Origin of the sequence: Bacteroides sp. 1_1_30, from assembly GCF_020982715.1 — a bacterium.
Taxonomy (GTDB): Bacteria; Bacteroidota; Bacteroidia; order Bacteroidales; family Bacteroidaceae; genus Bacteroides; species Bacteroides xylanisolvens.
The window spans coordinates 21,081-38,128 of sequence record NZ_JAJKHN010000030.1 but is presented as its reverse complement, the minus strand read 5'-3'; the positions used below and the strand labels follow the sequence as shown (position 1 = coordinate 38,128).

Sequence of the window (17,048 nt, the reverse complement as noted above, 5' to 3'; positions counted from 1 at the left end):
GGGCTTATTGTCAGCATCTAATGGGTTGAAAATCATTTATCTAATGAATAGGAATGACGGCTGACAATAAGAACTGCAAAATTTATATGTAAATATAATCAGTGTGTAGTAATTGACTTGTCTCTACATTGATCTTTTTATCTATTATCTCTCTTGCTTTTCGATTCATTCATAAACAGATAAGATTTCTTGTAGCCTCCGTAGTCTACAACCAACTTTTCCAGTACGATGCCCGGATCAAGAGGTTTGAAAATTAGTGTCTGCATGCCGTCTGATGTATTCGGCACATTCAGTTTGACCTTTTTCTCGACGATACGTCTTGCAACTGTCGGATAGTATATGCTATACACATTTTCGGGAAGTTCATTCAAATTCTGATTGAAATTGATAGTCTGTTCCTTCGCCCCTTCGAATCCGATACTGTACTCATGCCCTTTCCGGTCGTGGAAAGCAAGAGTCGATTTCACTATCACGTGAACAGTCACTTTGTCGACTCCTTTAGGCAATTTTATTTTGTAGGAGATAGAAGCTCCGTCGGTCGGCTGGGTATAAGGCATCAGAGCCATGCCGCTAAGGGTTCGTCCCATGTAGGGGATCACTGTCCATTCCGTACTTGGTGCTGCTTTAGTGCTGTAATAGTGTTCGGCCTCCATAGCTACATATCCGTCTTTCCCGGTGAAGACGTATCCACCGACAGCCTTTTCCGGATTTTCGATTCGGTAGGTTTGTGGTAGTGTATCAGCGGGGAAATTATCATTCCATGAGGTATAACCGATATGTTTCTGAATCATCATGTTCTTCCATTTGCCGCCGGACATAACGTTGTTATAATCGTCACTCAACGCTTTATCCCGTGCAAAAGCCTGTTCCACTTTATCTGCCCATTCGTTAGCTTGCGGATTGTTTTCTTTGTACAATTTATGGTTCATGGCTTGTGCATAATACATCTCGTACAGGTTTGCCATGGCTTGAACAGGGAAGAGGATTAATTGCTTGTAGGCATCTTTATATTCTGGTTTCAATGATATGTATTGTCTCAAAGCTTCCGCTTCCAGTTTCAGATATTCATCAGATACTTGTTTCCATTCGCCGGTCTCCAGGTTATAAGTATTCCGGTCGAGCATTTCTCCCGTTACGCGACCGTTATATTTGCTGTACAGGTTTAAGATTCGCATAGCTTCATCCGCTTGATCTTCGCCAAACTGCTGTGCGCAGAAACGACGGGGATGATCCAGCAAGTTAGAGACGTTGAATTGCTTGGGATTCCATGCCATATCCATGAAAAGCGTGATCGGATATTCCATTGGTTTCAAATCGCCTACATTCAGTATCCACAGCTTTTCTACTCCGTAATCGTATGTGAGTTGAAGTTGCTCCCACATATTTTGTATAGGGGTTACGTTCAGCCATTTGGAGTTTCTCGGAGCACCTACGTAGTCTACATGGTAATACATGCCCCAACCGCCCGGATGCTTACGTTCCTTGGCATTTGGCAGACGGCATACATTGCCCCAATTGTCATCACATAATAGCATGATAACATCATCGGGCACACGCATACCTTTATCATAGTAATCCAGTACTTCTTTGTATAGTGCCCAGACTTGCGGGGTTTCTTTGGCAGGACGTTTGGTGACTTCTTCAATAATCTTGCGTTGATTTTTGACTACATTTTCCAGCAGTTTCACGTTGGTGTTTTCGCTCATGGCTGCGTCACCGTCTCCGCGCATACCGATGGTTACGATATCTTCTGTGCCCTGCATCCGTTCGATGCCTTCACGGAAAAACTGATCGATCACTTTTTGATTGGTCGCATAATCCCATGCTCCATATTCTTTGCGCTTGCGTGACCATTCTTGATGGTTGCGTGCCATCGGTTCGTGGTGGGACGTGCCGATGATGATTCCCATTTCATCAGCAGTCTTACTATTCTGCGGGTCGTCAGCATAGAAAGCCCAGCTCCACATGGCGGGCCAAAGGAAATTACCTTTCAGGCGTAGTATCAATTCGCAAACTTGTGTATAAAAACGGTGGTCACCATAGTTTGTGCCGTAGGTCTGTTTTACCCAACCGGTCAGACAGGGCGCTTCATCATTGAGGAAGATGCCGCGGTAGGTCACCGCAGGTTCTCCGTCTGTATACTGTCCCGGCTTTACATATACATTCTGTTGCTTTCGGATAGGGACGTCTGCCCACCAATACCAGGGAGATACCCCTATTTGTTCGGAAAGTTCATAGATACCATAGATCGTACCGCGTCTGTCGCTGCCGATGATAACCACTGCTTCATCTACTCCTTCACAGGGATTAGTGACAACTTGCAGGATATATTTCTCGTTTTTCCCTTCCAGCTCTTTTTTATCTATTTTGTTTGCAGCTATCAGTTTTTTTACAAAAGGAGTACTATAGGTACCTACAATGACACAGTGTTTCGAACTTACGTTTGTTAAGAGCACAGGCTTCGTTCCGCATACTTGCAGTATATCTTGTTGAAGATTGCCGACAGCTATCATTACCCCTTTGTCTTCGGAAGAATCTACATATATCGGACAAGGAACTCCGTTGGCAATCAACGGAAAATGATTACCGGCCGGTGTGAATATTACAAATTGTTCAGCGGCAAATGCCGCTATACTCACAACAGAGAGGTAGAAGAATAGAAATAATCTTTTCATGGTTTCAATATTTAATAATTTGTTGTTAATCATTGATCTTACGTTTCACTGTAATCGGATATTCTACTTTGCAGATAATTGGTAATTGAAAAGTATATAACAGCAGGCTCAAAATGATGCAAATATCCTTCTTCATAAATACTATATTTAATGAAATTATTTTCTTTGTGTCTTAAATTCCAAAAATGGTTTATTTTTTGTCTGTACTGTGACACGATGCAAAGATAGTTGGTATTGATAAGAACGGGCTTTGGGTATGTTTCAATTATTTATACTGTTGATACCAATCTACTTTTTCTTGAAGTTTTTTCTTCGGAGATAAAATGAAGAAGTGTGAACAAACTGCTTTGTTCAATAAATGTTTTTGATTTTGTTTCAAAATCTTTTTGTATTGTATCTATGAGGCTGTCGGATGAATAATGATGGTTAATGTGTCATATTCCGTATTAATAAGATTGGTATGTGATGCGTATAATATAAGTTGGTTAAACAAGAGTAAGTAGAGATTTTAATGATCTTGAGAATATCGGTAAGCGTCAATTGCATTCTTAACCGAACCGTGTAACAGTAACAATTTTTGTGCATGGTCATGATTTAATCCTAGTTCCTCCATAATCATCCTGGTGCCTCTTTCTACCAGTTTATGATTACTAAGCTGCATGTTTACCATCTTATTTCCTTTCACCCGTCCGAGTTGAATCATGACAGAGGTGCTAATCATATTCAGAATCATTTTCTGTCCGGTACCCGATTTCATCCGGGAACTGCCTGTCACATATTCCGGCCCTACAATCATTTCGATGGCTACATCCGCTTCTGCTGCCATTGGAGAATCGGGATTACTGGTGATACAACCTGTCAGGACACCGTGTTTACGGGCTTCCCGCAAAGCACCGATTACGTACGGGGTAGTGCCGGAAGCGGCAATGCCGATAACGGTGTCTTTTTCGTTGATCTGGTGTTCGACGAGTTCTTCCCAGCCGCGATTTTCATCATCTTCGGCTCCTTCTACCGGATTGCGCAGGGCTGTATCGCCTCCTGCAATCAGTCCGATAATCCAGTTGGGAGACATACCGAAAGTAGGAGGAATTTCGGAAGCATCCAATACTCCCAGGCGACCGCTTGTACCGGCCCCCATATAAAAGATGCGTCCGCCTTGTTTCATGCGGGGCACAATCTGATTGACAAGCTCTTCAATTTGTGGAATAGCCTTTTGTACGGCTAATGCTACTTTCTGATCTTCCTGGTTGATATCTTCTAATATCTCTCGCACAGATTTCTTTTCCAGATGATCGTAAAGTGACGGTTGTTCGGTTATCTGCATTTTTATAATTACTGGTTATAAATTACAATAGGTAAAAGAATTATTGTTGATGGTATTGAATCAGTCCTTCCATCGGACTTTGAAGAATCTTACCGATCTGAATACCTGTTGTTTGCGCAGCCTCCTGCAAAACCTCCTTGTAACAGTGAGCTACGGAACCAATAAAATGTACCGGATATTGCTTATAATCATATTGCATCACGTTTCTGCGGAGAAAAGCGATAAAGCTGTTGAGCACTAGTGAACGGATAGCCGGTTCTTCCAGATGCTGTGCAAGGAAAGGGGAGAGACTAGCCAGAAAACGGTTCGGAAAGGGTTGGCGGTAAACGCGGTCGATGATTTCGGGAGCCGTCAGGTCGAAATGTTTTAAGAAAGCTTCTTTGATGGCGGGTGGAAGCTGGTTTTTCAGTACATCGCCTACCAATAGTTTTCCTAAGACTGCGCCGCTTCCTTCATCTCCCAGAATGAATCCAAGAGGGGAGATGTTGTTGACAATCTCTTCACCGTTGTAGAAACAGGAATTGGAACCTGTGCCGAGGATGCAGGCAATCCCAGCTTCATGTCCGCATAGTCCGCGGGCAGCGGCAAGCATATCCGAGTTGGCTTTGATGTTCCCGATGACGGGCAGGCTGTCGGCAATAGCCCGCCGGAGGACGGGAGCCTTTTCGGGAGTGCATCCTGCACCATAAAAAAAGACGGAGTTGATTGTTCCTTCCGGTAGTTGTGGCAGGAGGGAATGTGTCAGCTCTTGTTGAATTTCTTCTTCTGATTGGAAGAAGGGATTAATCCCTTTCGTTCCAATTCGTTTGATTGGGGTGCCGTTGAAAACGATGCACCAGTCGGTTTTGGTAGAACCACTATCTGCAATGAGTATCATATCTTTGAGTTTTTTATTGTTTCTTTCCGAAAGAATCCTCCAGTCGGTTGCGAATCATTAATGAGGCGACGATACCGGGCAGGGTACAAATACAAACCCAGATAAAGAAGTTTGTGTATCCGAGATGTTCCTGTATCCATCCGGCAGGCATACCGGGAATCATCATGCCCAGTGCCATAAATCCGGTTCCGATAGCATAGTGCGCCGTTTTGTGTTCACCTTCCGCTATATAAATCAGATATAGCATATAAGCGGTAAAGCCGAAACCATACCCCAACTGTTCGATCGCTACACAAATGGCTATAAATATAGGATTGTCCGGGGTGGCGGCAGCCATCCATACATATAATAGATCGGGAATGTTGATGGCTAATGCCATGGGTAATATCCATTTCTTGAATCCGTCACGGGAAACGAGGAAACCACTAATGATTCCACCGAGCAATAAAGCTATGACACCTATGGTACCGTAGATCATTCCGACAGTTGCTGTGGATAAACCCAGTCCACCTTTATCGGTCGTGTCGAGCAGGAAAGGAGAAGCTATTTTGGCTAACTGTGATTCTCCCAACCGATAGGTGAGGAGGAAAAAGAACATGAGACCGAGGTTCTTTTTCTGAAAGAATGTGACAAAGGTCAGGAGAAAATCCCCCAACAACTTACCCGGTGTGAGTCCGGGACGTTTAATGTCCGAATCAGGATGGGGGAGGATAAGTCGATGATAGATAGTAAGAGCCAGAAATAATCCGGCAAGGAGGTAGAATGTAATACTCCATGCCAAGGGAATATTGTTCTGTGATGTTTCCAGCCATCCTGCCAGCATGACTAGAATTCCCTGCCCGAAAATATTGGCAAGCCGGTAAAACGTATTTCGAATACCGACAAAGAAAGATTGTTCTTTATTATTGAGCCCGAGCATATAGAAACCGTCTGCTGCGATGTCATGCGTAGCGGAACTGAACGCCAGCAGCCAGAAAAAAGCAAGAGTCAACTGTACATAATGGGCAGTCGGAATAAAGAAGGCTATCCCCGCAAATCCGGCAGCGATGAAACCTTGCATGGCAATAATCCAGGCGCGTTTCGTTTTCACCAGGTCGACGAAAGGACTCCATAGCGGTTTGATAGTCCAGGGAAGATAGAGCCAGGAAGTATATAAGGCTATTTCCGTATTGGATAATCCCAAACGCTTGTACATGATAACAGCAATCGTCATTACCGCTACGTATGGCAGCCCTTCTGCGAAGTAGAGGGTGGGTATCCAGCTCCAGGGATTTCTTTTTGTAGTGGGTGTTGTCATGGTATTATTCTTTTTTATTGATATTGTTTTTCGAGTGTACTGCCGGGGTAATAGTGAGACAGTATTTCTTCATATTTGTAACCTTGCTCTCCCATTACGGCAGCACCAATCTGGCAAAGTCCTACTCCATGCCCCCATCCGGCTCCGGTAAGGATGAATCGTGAAGGGATTTTATCCTCTTTATGTCCTTTTTCCTCATATTCCTTGTCTACTACGAAGGCGGAACTATACAGATGGGAAGTAGATAAGGTACGGCGTATTTCCAGTTCTTTCCCGATAATAAGCGTTCGCAAGGTTCCTACAATTTTCAATCGGACAAGACGTCCGGATGTTCCCCGTTCTACAGGAATTAAATCAATGATTTGTCCGAAATCAATCCCTGAACGTTGATGAATCAGTTCTGAAAGCTCCTGCTGCGAATAACTGACTTTCCAACGATAGAAGTCTGCTGTTTCCTGATCGTAGTTGTTTAGTACTTGGCTTAGAATTTTCTTATCCTGCGTATTACAAAAAGCAACAGGTGAGGTACGTATCCATTTATCAGCTTCCGCCTCTATGGTCAAATCGGGAAGTTGTTTTTCAGTCTTGCTATCCCGTTGTCTGATTAGATAAGGATGCTTTATGTTTTCCCAACAATTTTGGAACTCTTCAAAAGCTCCGCCACAACATTTAGAGAAACGGGCATCACAAATCGCTCCTTTATACATCAGCACTTCCCCCCGCGTGGCGGAGACTGCTTCGATGGCTTGTGGTGTTGAGGCTCGTGTAATTCCCTGATAACGCTGGCAATGATCATCGGCACATACATCGAAATTTCTATGTGCTTCATGGTCATACCACTTAATAAATGAAGAATTAGGAATGAAGAATGAAGAATTGGCTGCGCTGTCTTTTTGCAAAGTTCTTTTAAATTCTTCATTTTTCATTCTTAATTCTTTATTTTTTTCGAGTAGCCAGCTTCGGGAGATGACGGCGTGAGCCTTTAGTAGTTCTAAAGAAGCTGTTGCGCTCATCTCTGATGAAATTACACTGGTAAGATATTCTTCAATGGAAATCACATTGATGGCGGTTAGTTGTTCTCCTTCGATGATAATCTTTAATTCCCCTTTGAATTTCTGGACTTCTTTGCGTTCCCAATGGAAGTTGATTCCGATGGTCACATCTTTCAGTTCAAAGAAAGCATGTGCATTTTGTGGAGGAATGAAGGATAATTCGTCGTACTCTTTCCCTTGCCAATGAATCTTCCCATCCTGATAAATAACTTTCTGTGTCCCGGAAATTTCCGTTCCGACAGAAGAACTAAATTTCACCGGGAAAGAGAATTCAATCTCTTTCCCGGAAAGGATACCAACTGTTATTTGAGGTTGAGTCATAATACAGCCTTAATACGTTCTAATATTTTTTGCAGTTTTTCTTTGGATATAGATATTTCCCGATAGATCTCATATACCTTTTCAGGAGTCAGTTTCTCCATATCCTCTTCACGTACTATAGGGAATATGCCGTTCATTTCAGCAATAGCAGGACTGATGATAATTTGTTCGTCCCCTTTTGCGTAATAGCAGTCAGGACGATGTTTGCTGCGTAAGAAGATAATACAATTGTAAGGGTGTTCGGCCACTGACTCAAATTCATCGTCATAGTTCTTTCCAAAATCCTCTTTGGTGCGTTCCAAACCATACCAGGCAAGAATATTCATCATTGGTTCTTTTCCGTTATTATTGGCAGCTAAAATGTCGTAAATCAGATGAAAGGTTTTCGACATTGTTGTCTTGTTTTTCGCCTGAATCCTGATGAAACTGTACGGGAAATCTTCATAACTAATTTGCACCTTGTCGTTATCTATTAAATCTATGTGATCGCAATATGGTCCTTGCATTCTTTCCTCTTTACTGCAAGCTTGAAAATGGGCATGATCGGGAGCGGAAGCTCCAGATTCCGGTCCATTATACAAAAGGAAGTATTCTTCCATAATGTCGGTGAGTTCTATCATATCTTTAAAACGCCCGGCTATGGATTGTGACTTGTGTTCCTTATCTACAATTGTAAAGTGGTGTTTAAATATGGGATAGGGATTAACCAGTATCTGATAATTCCTGTAACTGATGAACTCTTGTTCCTGCGGTCGGTTTGTTTGGCAGAGGAAGCAAGGCCGTGAGTGAATGGAGGCAGTATCTGTCTGTGCGGTAGCCGAAAGAATACGTTTCGGATTAAAGAATAGTTTCGCACTTAAACAATTGTTACCAAACCACTTGGATATTTTTTTTGTTCGTGACCGATACTGTTCCAGTGCTTGGTAATTTTCTTTGGCTAGTTCCCAAGAAAGAGTTTGCTTTTGGAATAACTGTTCGATACTTTGCTGAATTTCCTCTAATGTCGTTTTTTGTTGCAGGATGCGCTGTTCCAATTCCCACGTACGAAGCCGGTCTTTATATAGATTATTCTGGTTGATTTTCTCAACAGGCAGTGCAGCATCCGAGTTGCCTTCCCAACGGCGACAAAGGTAAATCACGTCGTATATTCTGCCTATCTGATAATCGTGTGAAATTTTCAATCCAAGGGCATAATCTTCTCCATAGCTTGTGTTCGGGACTTTGATTTCCCGAAGAATGGGCGTGTAGAATGCACGGGGAGCTCCCAGACCGTTGATACGTAATGCATTATTTCGTCCGTTGTCGGGCGTCCATTCCTTATGATCGATGATGCCGGGGGCAATTTCCTGCATATCAAAGTTAGTCATCATATAAGTGCCGATTACCATTGCACATTTCTGTGTATAGAAAGTATCAATGATGATTTGCAGGCTATGTTCGTCTTTATACACGTCATCGCTATCAAGTTGGACGGCAAACTTTCCGCATTTCTCGTGATGGATACCTATGTTCCAACATCCGCCTATACCGAGGTCATCTCTTTCGGGAATGACGTGAATCAGTCGCTTGTCCGAACTAAGTTCACGGAGAACTTCACTGGTTCCGTCTGTCGAATGATTGTCGATGACAATGACATTGAACGGAAAGGTCGTTTGCTGGTTCAGTGCCGAGCGTACGGCATCTTTGACTGTGCGAATACGGTTGCGTACGGGTATAATGACAGAAGCTTCATATTCAAAAGTGTGGGAAGAAAAGTCTACGGGACGGAAGATAGGATAAAGATATCCGCCAATTTCCTTCAAATGGTTGGTGCATGCCTGTTCCATTTCAATCTGTACCTGACGGTTTTTAGGGTCTACATAATCGAACTGCTTCTCACCGCTTTTCCGCTTGTCACTTTCTACTTCGGTATATAAATATTCGTTGATGTGTACCAGTTTGCTCTTTTGGGATATTTTGAGTCTCAAATCATACAAACCTGCATATTGATATTCCTCTTCTGTATTTTCTATAACTTCCTTGAATGCGTTGGCATTGAACAGTAGAACCGAGCCGAAATTGAAGTCGTCACGCAGGCTACCGGGTTGGTAATCAATGACCGGAGCTGTTTTTTGCACACCGTCTATCTGTTGGTAATGGTCTGCATATACCATAGCAGCTTGGGTCATTTCCATTACTTGAACCATTCTTTCAAGAGCGAACATGCCTATTTTTAGTGCAGTGTGTTTGGTATAGAGCAAGGTATATGTTTTATCAGAATGTTCTGCAATAGCTCGCATCGCTTGTGTAGACTGCATTTTCTCTACAGAGATGAGTTCGCATCCGGGAATACAGACATTGGTAATTGGCGATGCTAATAAATAAATTTTGTCTACCAGCGTCGATGCACGTAACTCCTTAACTGTTTGCATAGTTTCTTCCAACCGGCTGAAAGGAAGAAAACAGTTGATTGTTGTTTTCATTATTTTACTTCTTGTTTTGTAGTATGAGTTGTGTAAGATGTTTCTTTGTCTTGTTTTTTGATGAACAAACAAAGTCCAAGGAATGTGAACAGGGCATTGATTATCAACAACTCGTAACTAATTTGGTAACCGTTGAGCCATGCTTCCGAATTTCTTTGCAGGATATAGCAAAGAATAGGAGAAGCGATAGCTACCAACGGAATATATTTATCATAAACTTGTTTCTTGGTGAAGATGCCGAAAGCGAACAGTCCTAAGATAGGGCCATACGTATAACTGGCCAATGTGTAAATCGCATCAATCACACTGGTGTTGTTCAGCAGATTGAATACGAAAATGACTGCTCCCATCACAACTGCCATACCGATATGTACATGTTTGCGTATTTGGCTAAGTGCCGCCTCTCCTTTTTTCTGTGCATGTAAAATATCTACAGTAAAGGAAGTGGTCAGTGCCGTCAAGGCAGAACCCGCTGCAGAATAGGCGGAGGCTATCAGTCCGATAATGAATAATATTCCGACTATGCCGGGAAAATAATTTCCGGTAGCAATCATCGGAAACAACTCGTCGCTTTTTTCCGGATTCCCAATGCCTTGTTGTGCTGTAAACGTATATAATAGTACTCCCAGCATCAGAAAAAGCAGAATGACAAAGAATTGTGAGATACCGCTTGTAATCATATTCTTTTGAGAATCCCGGAAATTCTTGCAACTAAGATTGCGTTGCATCATATCCTGGTCGAGCCCGTTCATGGCAATGACAGTGAACACTCCTGCCAGGAACTGTTTGAAGAAATAGCGTTTGTCGTTCACGTCGTCAAAAAAGAATGTCTTGGAAAAGTCACTATCTGATATGGTAGTAACCAGGCCGCTAAAGTTGAGGTGCAAGTTGGAGGCTATATAATAGATACATAGTACCACAGAGACTACCAGGCAGAATGTTTTCAATACATCCGTCCAAATCAATGATTTCACTCCGCCCCGGAAAGTATAGAGCCATACGATAAATACGGTAAGCATGACATTCAACAGGAAAGGAAGATGGAAAGGCTCGAAGATCAGCAGTTGCAGCGTCAGGCATACCAGAAATAGTCGAACGGCAGCTCCCAGCATCTTTGAGATAAAGAAGAACCATGCTCCTGTTTTATAGGATGAAGCTCCGAATCTGTTCTCCAAATATTCATAGATAGAAACCAGATTCATCCGATAGAACAGTGGAACAAGCACAAAGGCGATAATAAACTGTCCGACTATAAAGCCGAGTACCATTTGCAGATAAGAGAAACTACTGGCTTGTACCATGCCCGGAACAGATACAAAAGTAACTCCCGAAATGGTGGAACCAATCATGGCAAAAGCAACAACATACCATGCCGATTTACGGTTTCCTACGAAGAACCCTTCATTGTCAGCTTTGCGTCCTGCTATATAAGAGATAGTGAACAGGATTATAAAGTATGCCACAATAGTGATAGATATAACGGCTGGACTCATATCTGCTATTTAAATTCGTTTGAGGATGAATGATCCGAATTAGTTTATCTTTGTCTACAAAAGTAGGGAATTTATCATAGATATGTATACTCTTACCTATTTTTTATTCCCGGTGTGCCTCCGGTCGCGTGTTTGGACGAACGCCAGTTTTTATTGAGCGAGGACAACTCCGGAGATTTCTTTTCAAGCGAAATGCCGGTTATTTTGTCAATGGTGTGCATTTCATCTCTAAAACAACAAGTGTCAAAAGTATGTCCTGGTGCAGTCTCTTTACTACTCGAAAGTGCCAGATACCCACCATTATTGTTCAGTGCCGGGAAGTTCGGTATAATTATTATATTTTCTCCACCAACTTTATGTTTCTGAACAACTCTGTTGAAGTATTTCGTGAAACAAAGATAAGTTTTGGAAGGAATGGCTAGGGGAGTAGAAGGACTCTCATTTTGAAGGATAGTAGTATTGTATATTGTCCCGTCTTCATGCATTTTATATAGATAAAGTGCGGGTAAAATGACTGCCTGTTCAGTTGGATTATAGATTTCTACATATTCTGCACCATCAGTGGCATTGTTATACATTATTTCATTGAAAAGAAGCATACCTCTCACATCTCTCGGTAGTTCGGGAGTGTCCGGATTATCTGGAAGGTCCGTATCGGGGTTATCGGGTGTTTCGTCGGGTGATGTGTTCGTTTCTACGTCATTAGACAACTGTATGTGATGGAACGTGAATCCTTTACAACGGGTTTTGGTGTAAATGCAGTATATACCGCAGTAGCGGGAAGTCTGTATATCGGTATCTTTTATCTGTTTTTCTTTTACGTATTCATTCTCGGATTCAAGCCGTGTCCAAAAAGTCCAGTAACCGTTATTGTCACATTCTACTTTTATGTATAGTTTCGGTGAAGAGTTTCCTTTCATTAGTTCTCTTCCCGAAGCCAGTAGTTTAGATTGGTTTCCGTTTTGGCGATAAAGAGCTACATTATCTTTTGCTCCTCCAATCTGAATGTAATAGCCGTTTAAATTACCGGAAAGAATGTTTGAGGAAGAAGTCAGATAAAATCGTGCATAATTGTTGGCGGAGGGGTTGAAGGTGAGGTGAACTCCAAATTCCCAACGGGTGTTTTTTACAGAGGTAGAAGGAATGGTGATATATGCTGTTCCGGCGTCTTCCTGTGGATCATTTAGATGGATTCCTTCTTTAGAATTGATGGTGAATTTGTCCATCTCTCCTTCCCAAGGAAGTTCGGGTGTGATAGTGTCTCCTCCTTTTAAATCTCCCTTTTCTTCGTCATCAGCAGGGAGCGAACAATTATAGAACAATATGATGAAGATACTTAGGAAAGCAAATGCTTGGTAAACTTTCATACGGTTTTTAGTTTGAGTTATTTCGTTTTACCGTATTTGTTTGAGTATAATGCAGAAGCAATTGCGGTTTAAATAGTTGATGAGTCGGCAAAGGTAAACCTTTTGCTGGGAAAAAACATACTTATTGAAGAAATAATTGTAAATCCTTTTGTTTTCTCTAAATGCGTGGAAAGGAAACAGTGAGGGGTTATCAAAAGTCACATTTAATTTATTGACTTTTGATAACCCCTCACCCATGTTACATTCAATTATTGAAACATTATTCGAAGCGTGGCATTACATATTTATCTGTGTAAGATGTGAACGTAATACCTGGCATGGAATGAACGTTCGATTCGTTCTCCAACTTCTTTATCAACGAATAATCGTTGGCGTCCAATGCGTAATAGTTATCTGAAGCCGGAGTTGTCACACGGACTGTCCAGTCGAACATATTACCGATGATGGTGAGCGCATCCGTTTCCGGATCAAATGCTGGGATTCCTGTTTTTACGATTTCATACGTCCGGTTCTGCAACACATAGAAAGCGTTGTTGGCATCGGTCATAAAAGCAAGCGTCTTTTTATTTCTGAACTCGGTCAGATACAGATGTTCTAATGTCAGGCCTTCAGGCAAGGTGATGGCACGGACATACGGGCGTCCTTTCACCTGTTTCAGATGAAACAGACGACGGTCGGCATCCAACAGAAGATAACCTTCGTCATACTCCTTTTTCACCGTCGGATTTCCTACGATTTCCGTTGCCGGAAAACGAAAATCCTTCTTAGTCATAGCTTCGGTAAACTGAAGGCTTTTGTCTTCCTTCACGCTGTTGGTAGCCATGTCGATAAATTCGATCCCTTTGGAGGTGATACGGAATACGTCATCCGGCATTTTCAGGTCCACACGTCCTGACATAGATTCCATCAGTGGGTAAAGCCCGATAGAAGGTGCGTTTATATCCGAAGGCACACTGCGGAAGTTGAAGTTTTCTGTCTGCACCATTTTAGGAGTCATTGCGATTCCTTGAATGGTATCCGGAAAACGCTCATCAGACATCAACTGACGGAAATAAAACATAGGCAGGATGCTGTCGAAAGCAGCTTCCGAATAAATGTTTCCTGCAAGGTCGCGGCGCACGGTTCCTTTCCCTTCTTCTTGTCCCATCTGGGCGAAATCGCCAATTACGAAACTATACAGGGTAAAGGGAGTCTTTTCCGGCTTTACGACAAAGAAATTGTAACACCAGGGCAGCTGCCAAAGAAGCAGAAAAGCGATGGTTACATATAATAGTATGGTACTGAAACGTCTCATTTCTCAATCTTTTAATTTTAAATCTTTAATTTTTTTATTGGTTAATCCTGTTTTCCGGCCTTGAACCGTACGATAGAGAGCCACGAGAAAGAGGCTGTCAACAAAGTATAGACCACTAAATAAGGGAGAAACTTGTTGTATGCTTCCGGCGTAGGCGACAGGAAGAAGATTCGGAGTAACAATACTGCGATAATGAGATTCAGGATACGGCGTTTCCATGCCGGTTCGAGGCAAATCCATGCGACGAGCAGATAGCCGGAGATGCCGGCGAGATACCACGTTAAAGCGGTAAGCAGTATGTGGTTTTTGAGCTCATGGGCAAGGATTCCGTTCAGATAGATCTCCATCAACAGGAAATTGGAAGCGAAGCAGACAAGAAGCAGTATGAGTCCGGAGAGTAACATATTGCCCGTCATTTTCAGTTCCGGATAAGGTAGATGGAGAGTCAGTTTCAGACATTTGCGTTGCATCTCGGGGACAAACTGCACGATTGCCATCAGGATTCCGGCAATCAGAGGTATATATTGCAACATATCAATGAAGATGACATCCCGTTGCAGCATGACTTCCCATACATGGGCAGCCCCTTTCATTTCTACCACCCGGTTAATGCGGAGCATACAGTAGCCTGTAAAACCAAGTGTGGCGAGCACGGCAAGCAGAAAATACCACCGTGTCTTTATCCATTCTTTATAAAATATAGCGTACATTCTTGAGGATTTATGATTTATGAATGATGATTTATGGGTTACGAGTTGCCAACTCTTATTCTTAATTTAATCAGTATTTCCCGGTGAGGCCGATAAAGGCATCTTCCAAATTGACTTGCTCACAGTGCAAGTCTGTGTAGGGCACTGACATTGATTTCAGTTTGGCTTCTGTTTCTGCCGGTTGCAGGAAGGAGAAAGTCTCCAGCTGGTTCCGCATGATGGAAGGATGGTAGAAATCATCCGATGCAGGAAGCTCGTAACCTTCGGGAATGGTGAAGGTGTAGCGGCGTCCTTTTTCCAGTAATTCGGTGATTGGTTTCTGAATCAGTATCTTTCCGTAGTCCATAATAATGCAGTCGTCAACGAGACGTTCCATATCCTGAATGATATGCGAGGTCAGAAAGACGGTTTTACCTTCCGAACGGGCATAGTCGCGGAGATAGTCCACAAACAGGCGGCGGTAGCCGGGATCGAGTCCGAGCGAGAAGTCGTCCAGTACCAGAAGTTCCGGGTTTTGTGCGAGAATCAGTCCGAGAGCTACTTGAGAGCGCTGTCCGCAGGACATACGTGAGATGCGCTGTCCGGTAGCTACTTTCAATTTATTCATCAGTTCGTAGTACGCTTCTTTTTTCCACTGGCCGGGGTAGAAGGCTGCGTAGAATTTTTCTATTTCGGTGATGGTCATGAATTGGTATTGCACATGACCTTCGATGAGCAGTCCGATATTGCGGCGCAGAGCCGGTGCCATGGTCTGTATCTCCTGTCCGAAGATGCGACATTCTCCCGAACGGGGTTTCAGGTAACCGCTCAAGATATTGATAGTGGTGGTTTTGCCCGTACCGTTCTTTCCCAATAGTCCCAGGATACGTCCTTTGGGCACTGTGAAACTAAGGTTTTCGTAAATCAACCGTTTACCGTAGTAGTGCGTCAGGTTGTTACATTCGATAATTTGTTCCATTTGATTTTATCTGTTATTTCGATTCAAAAGAAGAAAAGGAAAAGAATGGGAATCAAGATTCCGACTATTAGTTCTATTCCTCCTCTGCCGATAATGCCCTTGTTCCCTTTCAGCATGATAATGCCGGAGAGAGTAATGATAATAAGGGCGATAGCGAAAATATCCGCGAAGTAAGTCCACCATTGTCCCGGATTGTAATGTAAACGGGACATCGCTCCGATAAGCGGGCGACGGGTGACGGATTCATATACCGCGTCTCCTGTCTTCACGTTTACCAGGAGGTTGGAACCGCCTTTCAGGAAGACTTTCATTACGTCCGTTTTCGGGAAGTAAAATTTGGTATAGTTGCCGGTTTCTCCCAAAGGTTCCAGTAGAGTAAGTACTTTCTCTTTACTCATTCCTGCTTTGTCCGGTAGCTTTTCCGCTATTTTATATTCTTTCCGTGTGATGGAGAAGTTCGGATTAATCGTGTCACGGTGATTCATTACAATTCCGGAAATGGCATATATCAATACCATTCCGGAAAAGAAAAATGACAGGTCACGGTGTATGAGCCGGCTCCATTTACGAACAGTACTACTCCACTTCATACGAGTTGGCTTCCATAAAATAGAAAGATAAATACTCTTTTCCTGTTTCTGCTTTGCGGTCGGCTATTTTTGCGCGGAAGTCTGCGATGCGGGCTTCGGGACTGTTGGCTGTTTCGCCGCGTGCTTTCTTTTCAGAATCGCATCCGGCTTCACCGGTTCCGTGTTTTTCGGCAGCTTGTGCTTTGAGTTGTGCTTCCCAGTTTTGGAGGTAGGCTTCGTCGATGCGTTGTTCTTTCAATGTTCCGGTAACACGGACGATAGAGTTCACACATTTAGGATCGAAGGCTCCCAATGTCCCGGCTTCTACACGGATCACTTGGGTATCGTCACTGCCCATCAGGAAGATTTTCTTTGCACCATGTTTGCAGGTATGTGTGCAAACGCCTTCAATGGTTACTTCTTGTCCTGCAAGGTTTTCGGCATTGGCAAGGAGAGAATCAATTTCCAAAGCGGAAGATGCAGACTGTTCTGTAGTCGCTTCTGATGCGCTTTTCTGTTGTTTGTTACCACATGAAGTTCCGATAAAAGTCATTGCCATAAGGGCAATTGCGATTGTTAGCTTTTTTGTTTTCATTGTTATTGCTTCGTTTTTATATAGTTTGTAATCTGTTTTTCGTTTGTTTATAGC

General features: G+C 42.9%; 13 protein-coding genes. All 13 read right to left on the bottom strand.

The features are described from left to right. Positions 1-137: 137 nt before the first annotated feature. The 13 genes from LPH68_RS10825 to LPH68_RS10765 all read right to left on the bottom strand — a co-directional run bounded on the left by LPH68_RS10825 (position 138) and on the right by LPH68_RS10765 (position 16,994). On the bottom strand, positions 138-2,675 hold the full coding sequence (locus tag LPH68_RS10825) for a glycosyl hydrolase 115 family protein (protein WP_087317135.1): 2,538 nt from the start codon (positions 2,673-2,675) through the stop codon (positions 138-140). A gap of 508 nt (positions 2,676-3,183) precedes the next feature. Continuing rightward, positions 3,184-3,999, bottom strand: coding sequence for an N-acetylmuramic acid 6-phosphate etherase (gene murQ / locus LPH68_RS10820; protein ID WP_008642957.1), 816 nt, complete (start codon positions 3,997-3,999; stop codon positions 3,184-3,186). 40 nt (positions 4,000-4,039) lie between these two features. Then, a complete protein-coding gene (locus LPH68_RS10815; RefSeq protein WP_151923099.1) occupies positions 4,040-4,876 on the bottom strand; it encodes an ATPase in 837 nt (278 codons plus the stop codon). 13 nt (positions 4,877-4,889) lie between these two features. Beyond that, the gene (locus LPH68_RS10810; RefSeq protein ID WP_022199305.1) at positions 4,890-6,173 is read right to left on the bottom strand and encodes an MFS transporter; all 1,284 of its coding nucleotides are present in this window, start codon (positions 6,171-6,173) and stop codon (positions 4,890-4,892) included. Between the two features lie 14 nt (positions 6,174-6,187). Next, positions 6,188-7,546 (bottom strand): SpoIID/LytB domain-containing protein, encoded by a 1,359-nt coding sequence (locus LPH68_RS10805; RefSeq protein ID WP_151923100.1) that lies wholly within the window; start codon positions 7,544-7,546, stop codon positions 6,188-6,190. After that, positions 7,543-10,008, bottom strand: coding sequence for a DUF4922 domain-containing protein (locus LPH68_RS10800; RefSeq protein WP_151923101.1), 2,466 nt, complete (start codon positions 10,006-10,008; stop codon positions 7,543-7,545). Before LPH68_RS10800 ends, LPH68_RS10805 begins: the two co-directional genes overlap by 4 nt. Beyond that, complete coding sequence (locus LPH68_RS10795) at positions 10,008-11,501, bottom strand: sodium:solute symporter (protein ID WP_118407382.1); 1,494 nt, start codon at positions 11,499-11,501, stop codon at positions 10,008-10,010. Before LPH68_RS10795 ends, LPH68_RS10800 begins: the two co-directional genes overlap by 1 nt. Positions 11,502-11,593: 92 nt before the next feature. Further along, positions 11,594-12,868 (bottom strand): hypothetical protein, encoded by a 1,275-nt coding sequence (locus LPH68_RS10790; RefSeq protein WP_087317054.1) that lies wholly within the window; start codon positions 12,866-12,868, stop codon positions 11,594-11,596. 259 nt (positions 12,869-13,127) lie between these two features. Further along, a complete protein-coding gene (locus LPH68_RS10785) occupies positions 13,128-14,162 on the bottom strand; it encodes a DUF4857 domain-containing protein (protein ID WP_087317051.1) in 1,035 nt (344 codons plus the stop codon). 41 nt (positions 14,163-14,203) lie between these two features. Beyond that, entirely contained in the window at positions 14,204-14,872 is a 669-nt protein-coding gene (locus LPH68_RS10780) for a hypothetical protein (protein WP_015532263.1), read from the bottom strand. 70 nt (positions 14,873-14,942) lie between these two features. Then, positions 14,943-15,830, bottom strand: a complete 888-nt coding sequence (locus LPH68_RS10775; RefSeq protein ID WP_118407381.1) for an ABC transporter ATP-binding protein — start codon at positions 15,828-15,830, stop codon at positions 14,943-14,945. A gap of 23 nt (positions 15,831-15,853) precedes the next feature. Next, positions 15,854-16,420 carry a PepSY-associated TM helix domain-containing protein gene (locus tag LPH68_RS10770; RefSeq protein WP_118407380.1) on the bottom strand — a complete coding sequence of 189 codons (567 nt, stop codon included), beginning with the start codon at positions 16,418-16,420 and terminating at the stop codon, positions 15,854-15,856. Beyond that, positions 16,407-16,994, bottom strand: a complete 588-nt coding sequence (locus LPH68_RS10765; RefSeq protein WP_008642972.1) for a hypothetical protein — start codon at positions 16,992-16,994, stop codon at positions 16,407-16,409. Before LPH68_RS10765 ends, LPH68_RS10770 begins: the two co-directional genes overlap by 14 nt. Positions 16,995-17,048 lie beyond the last annotated feature (54 nt).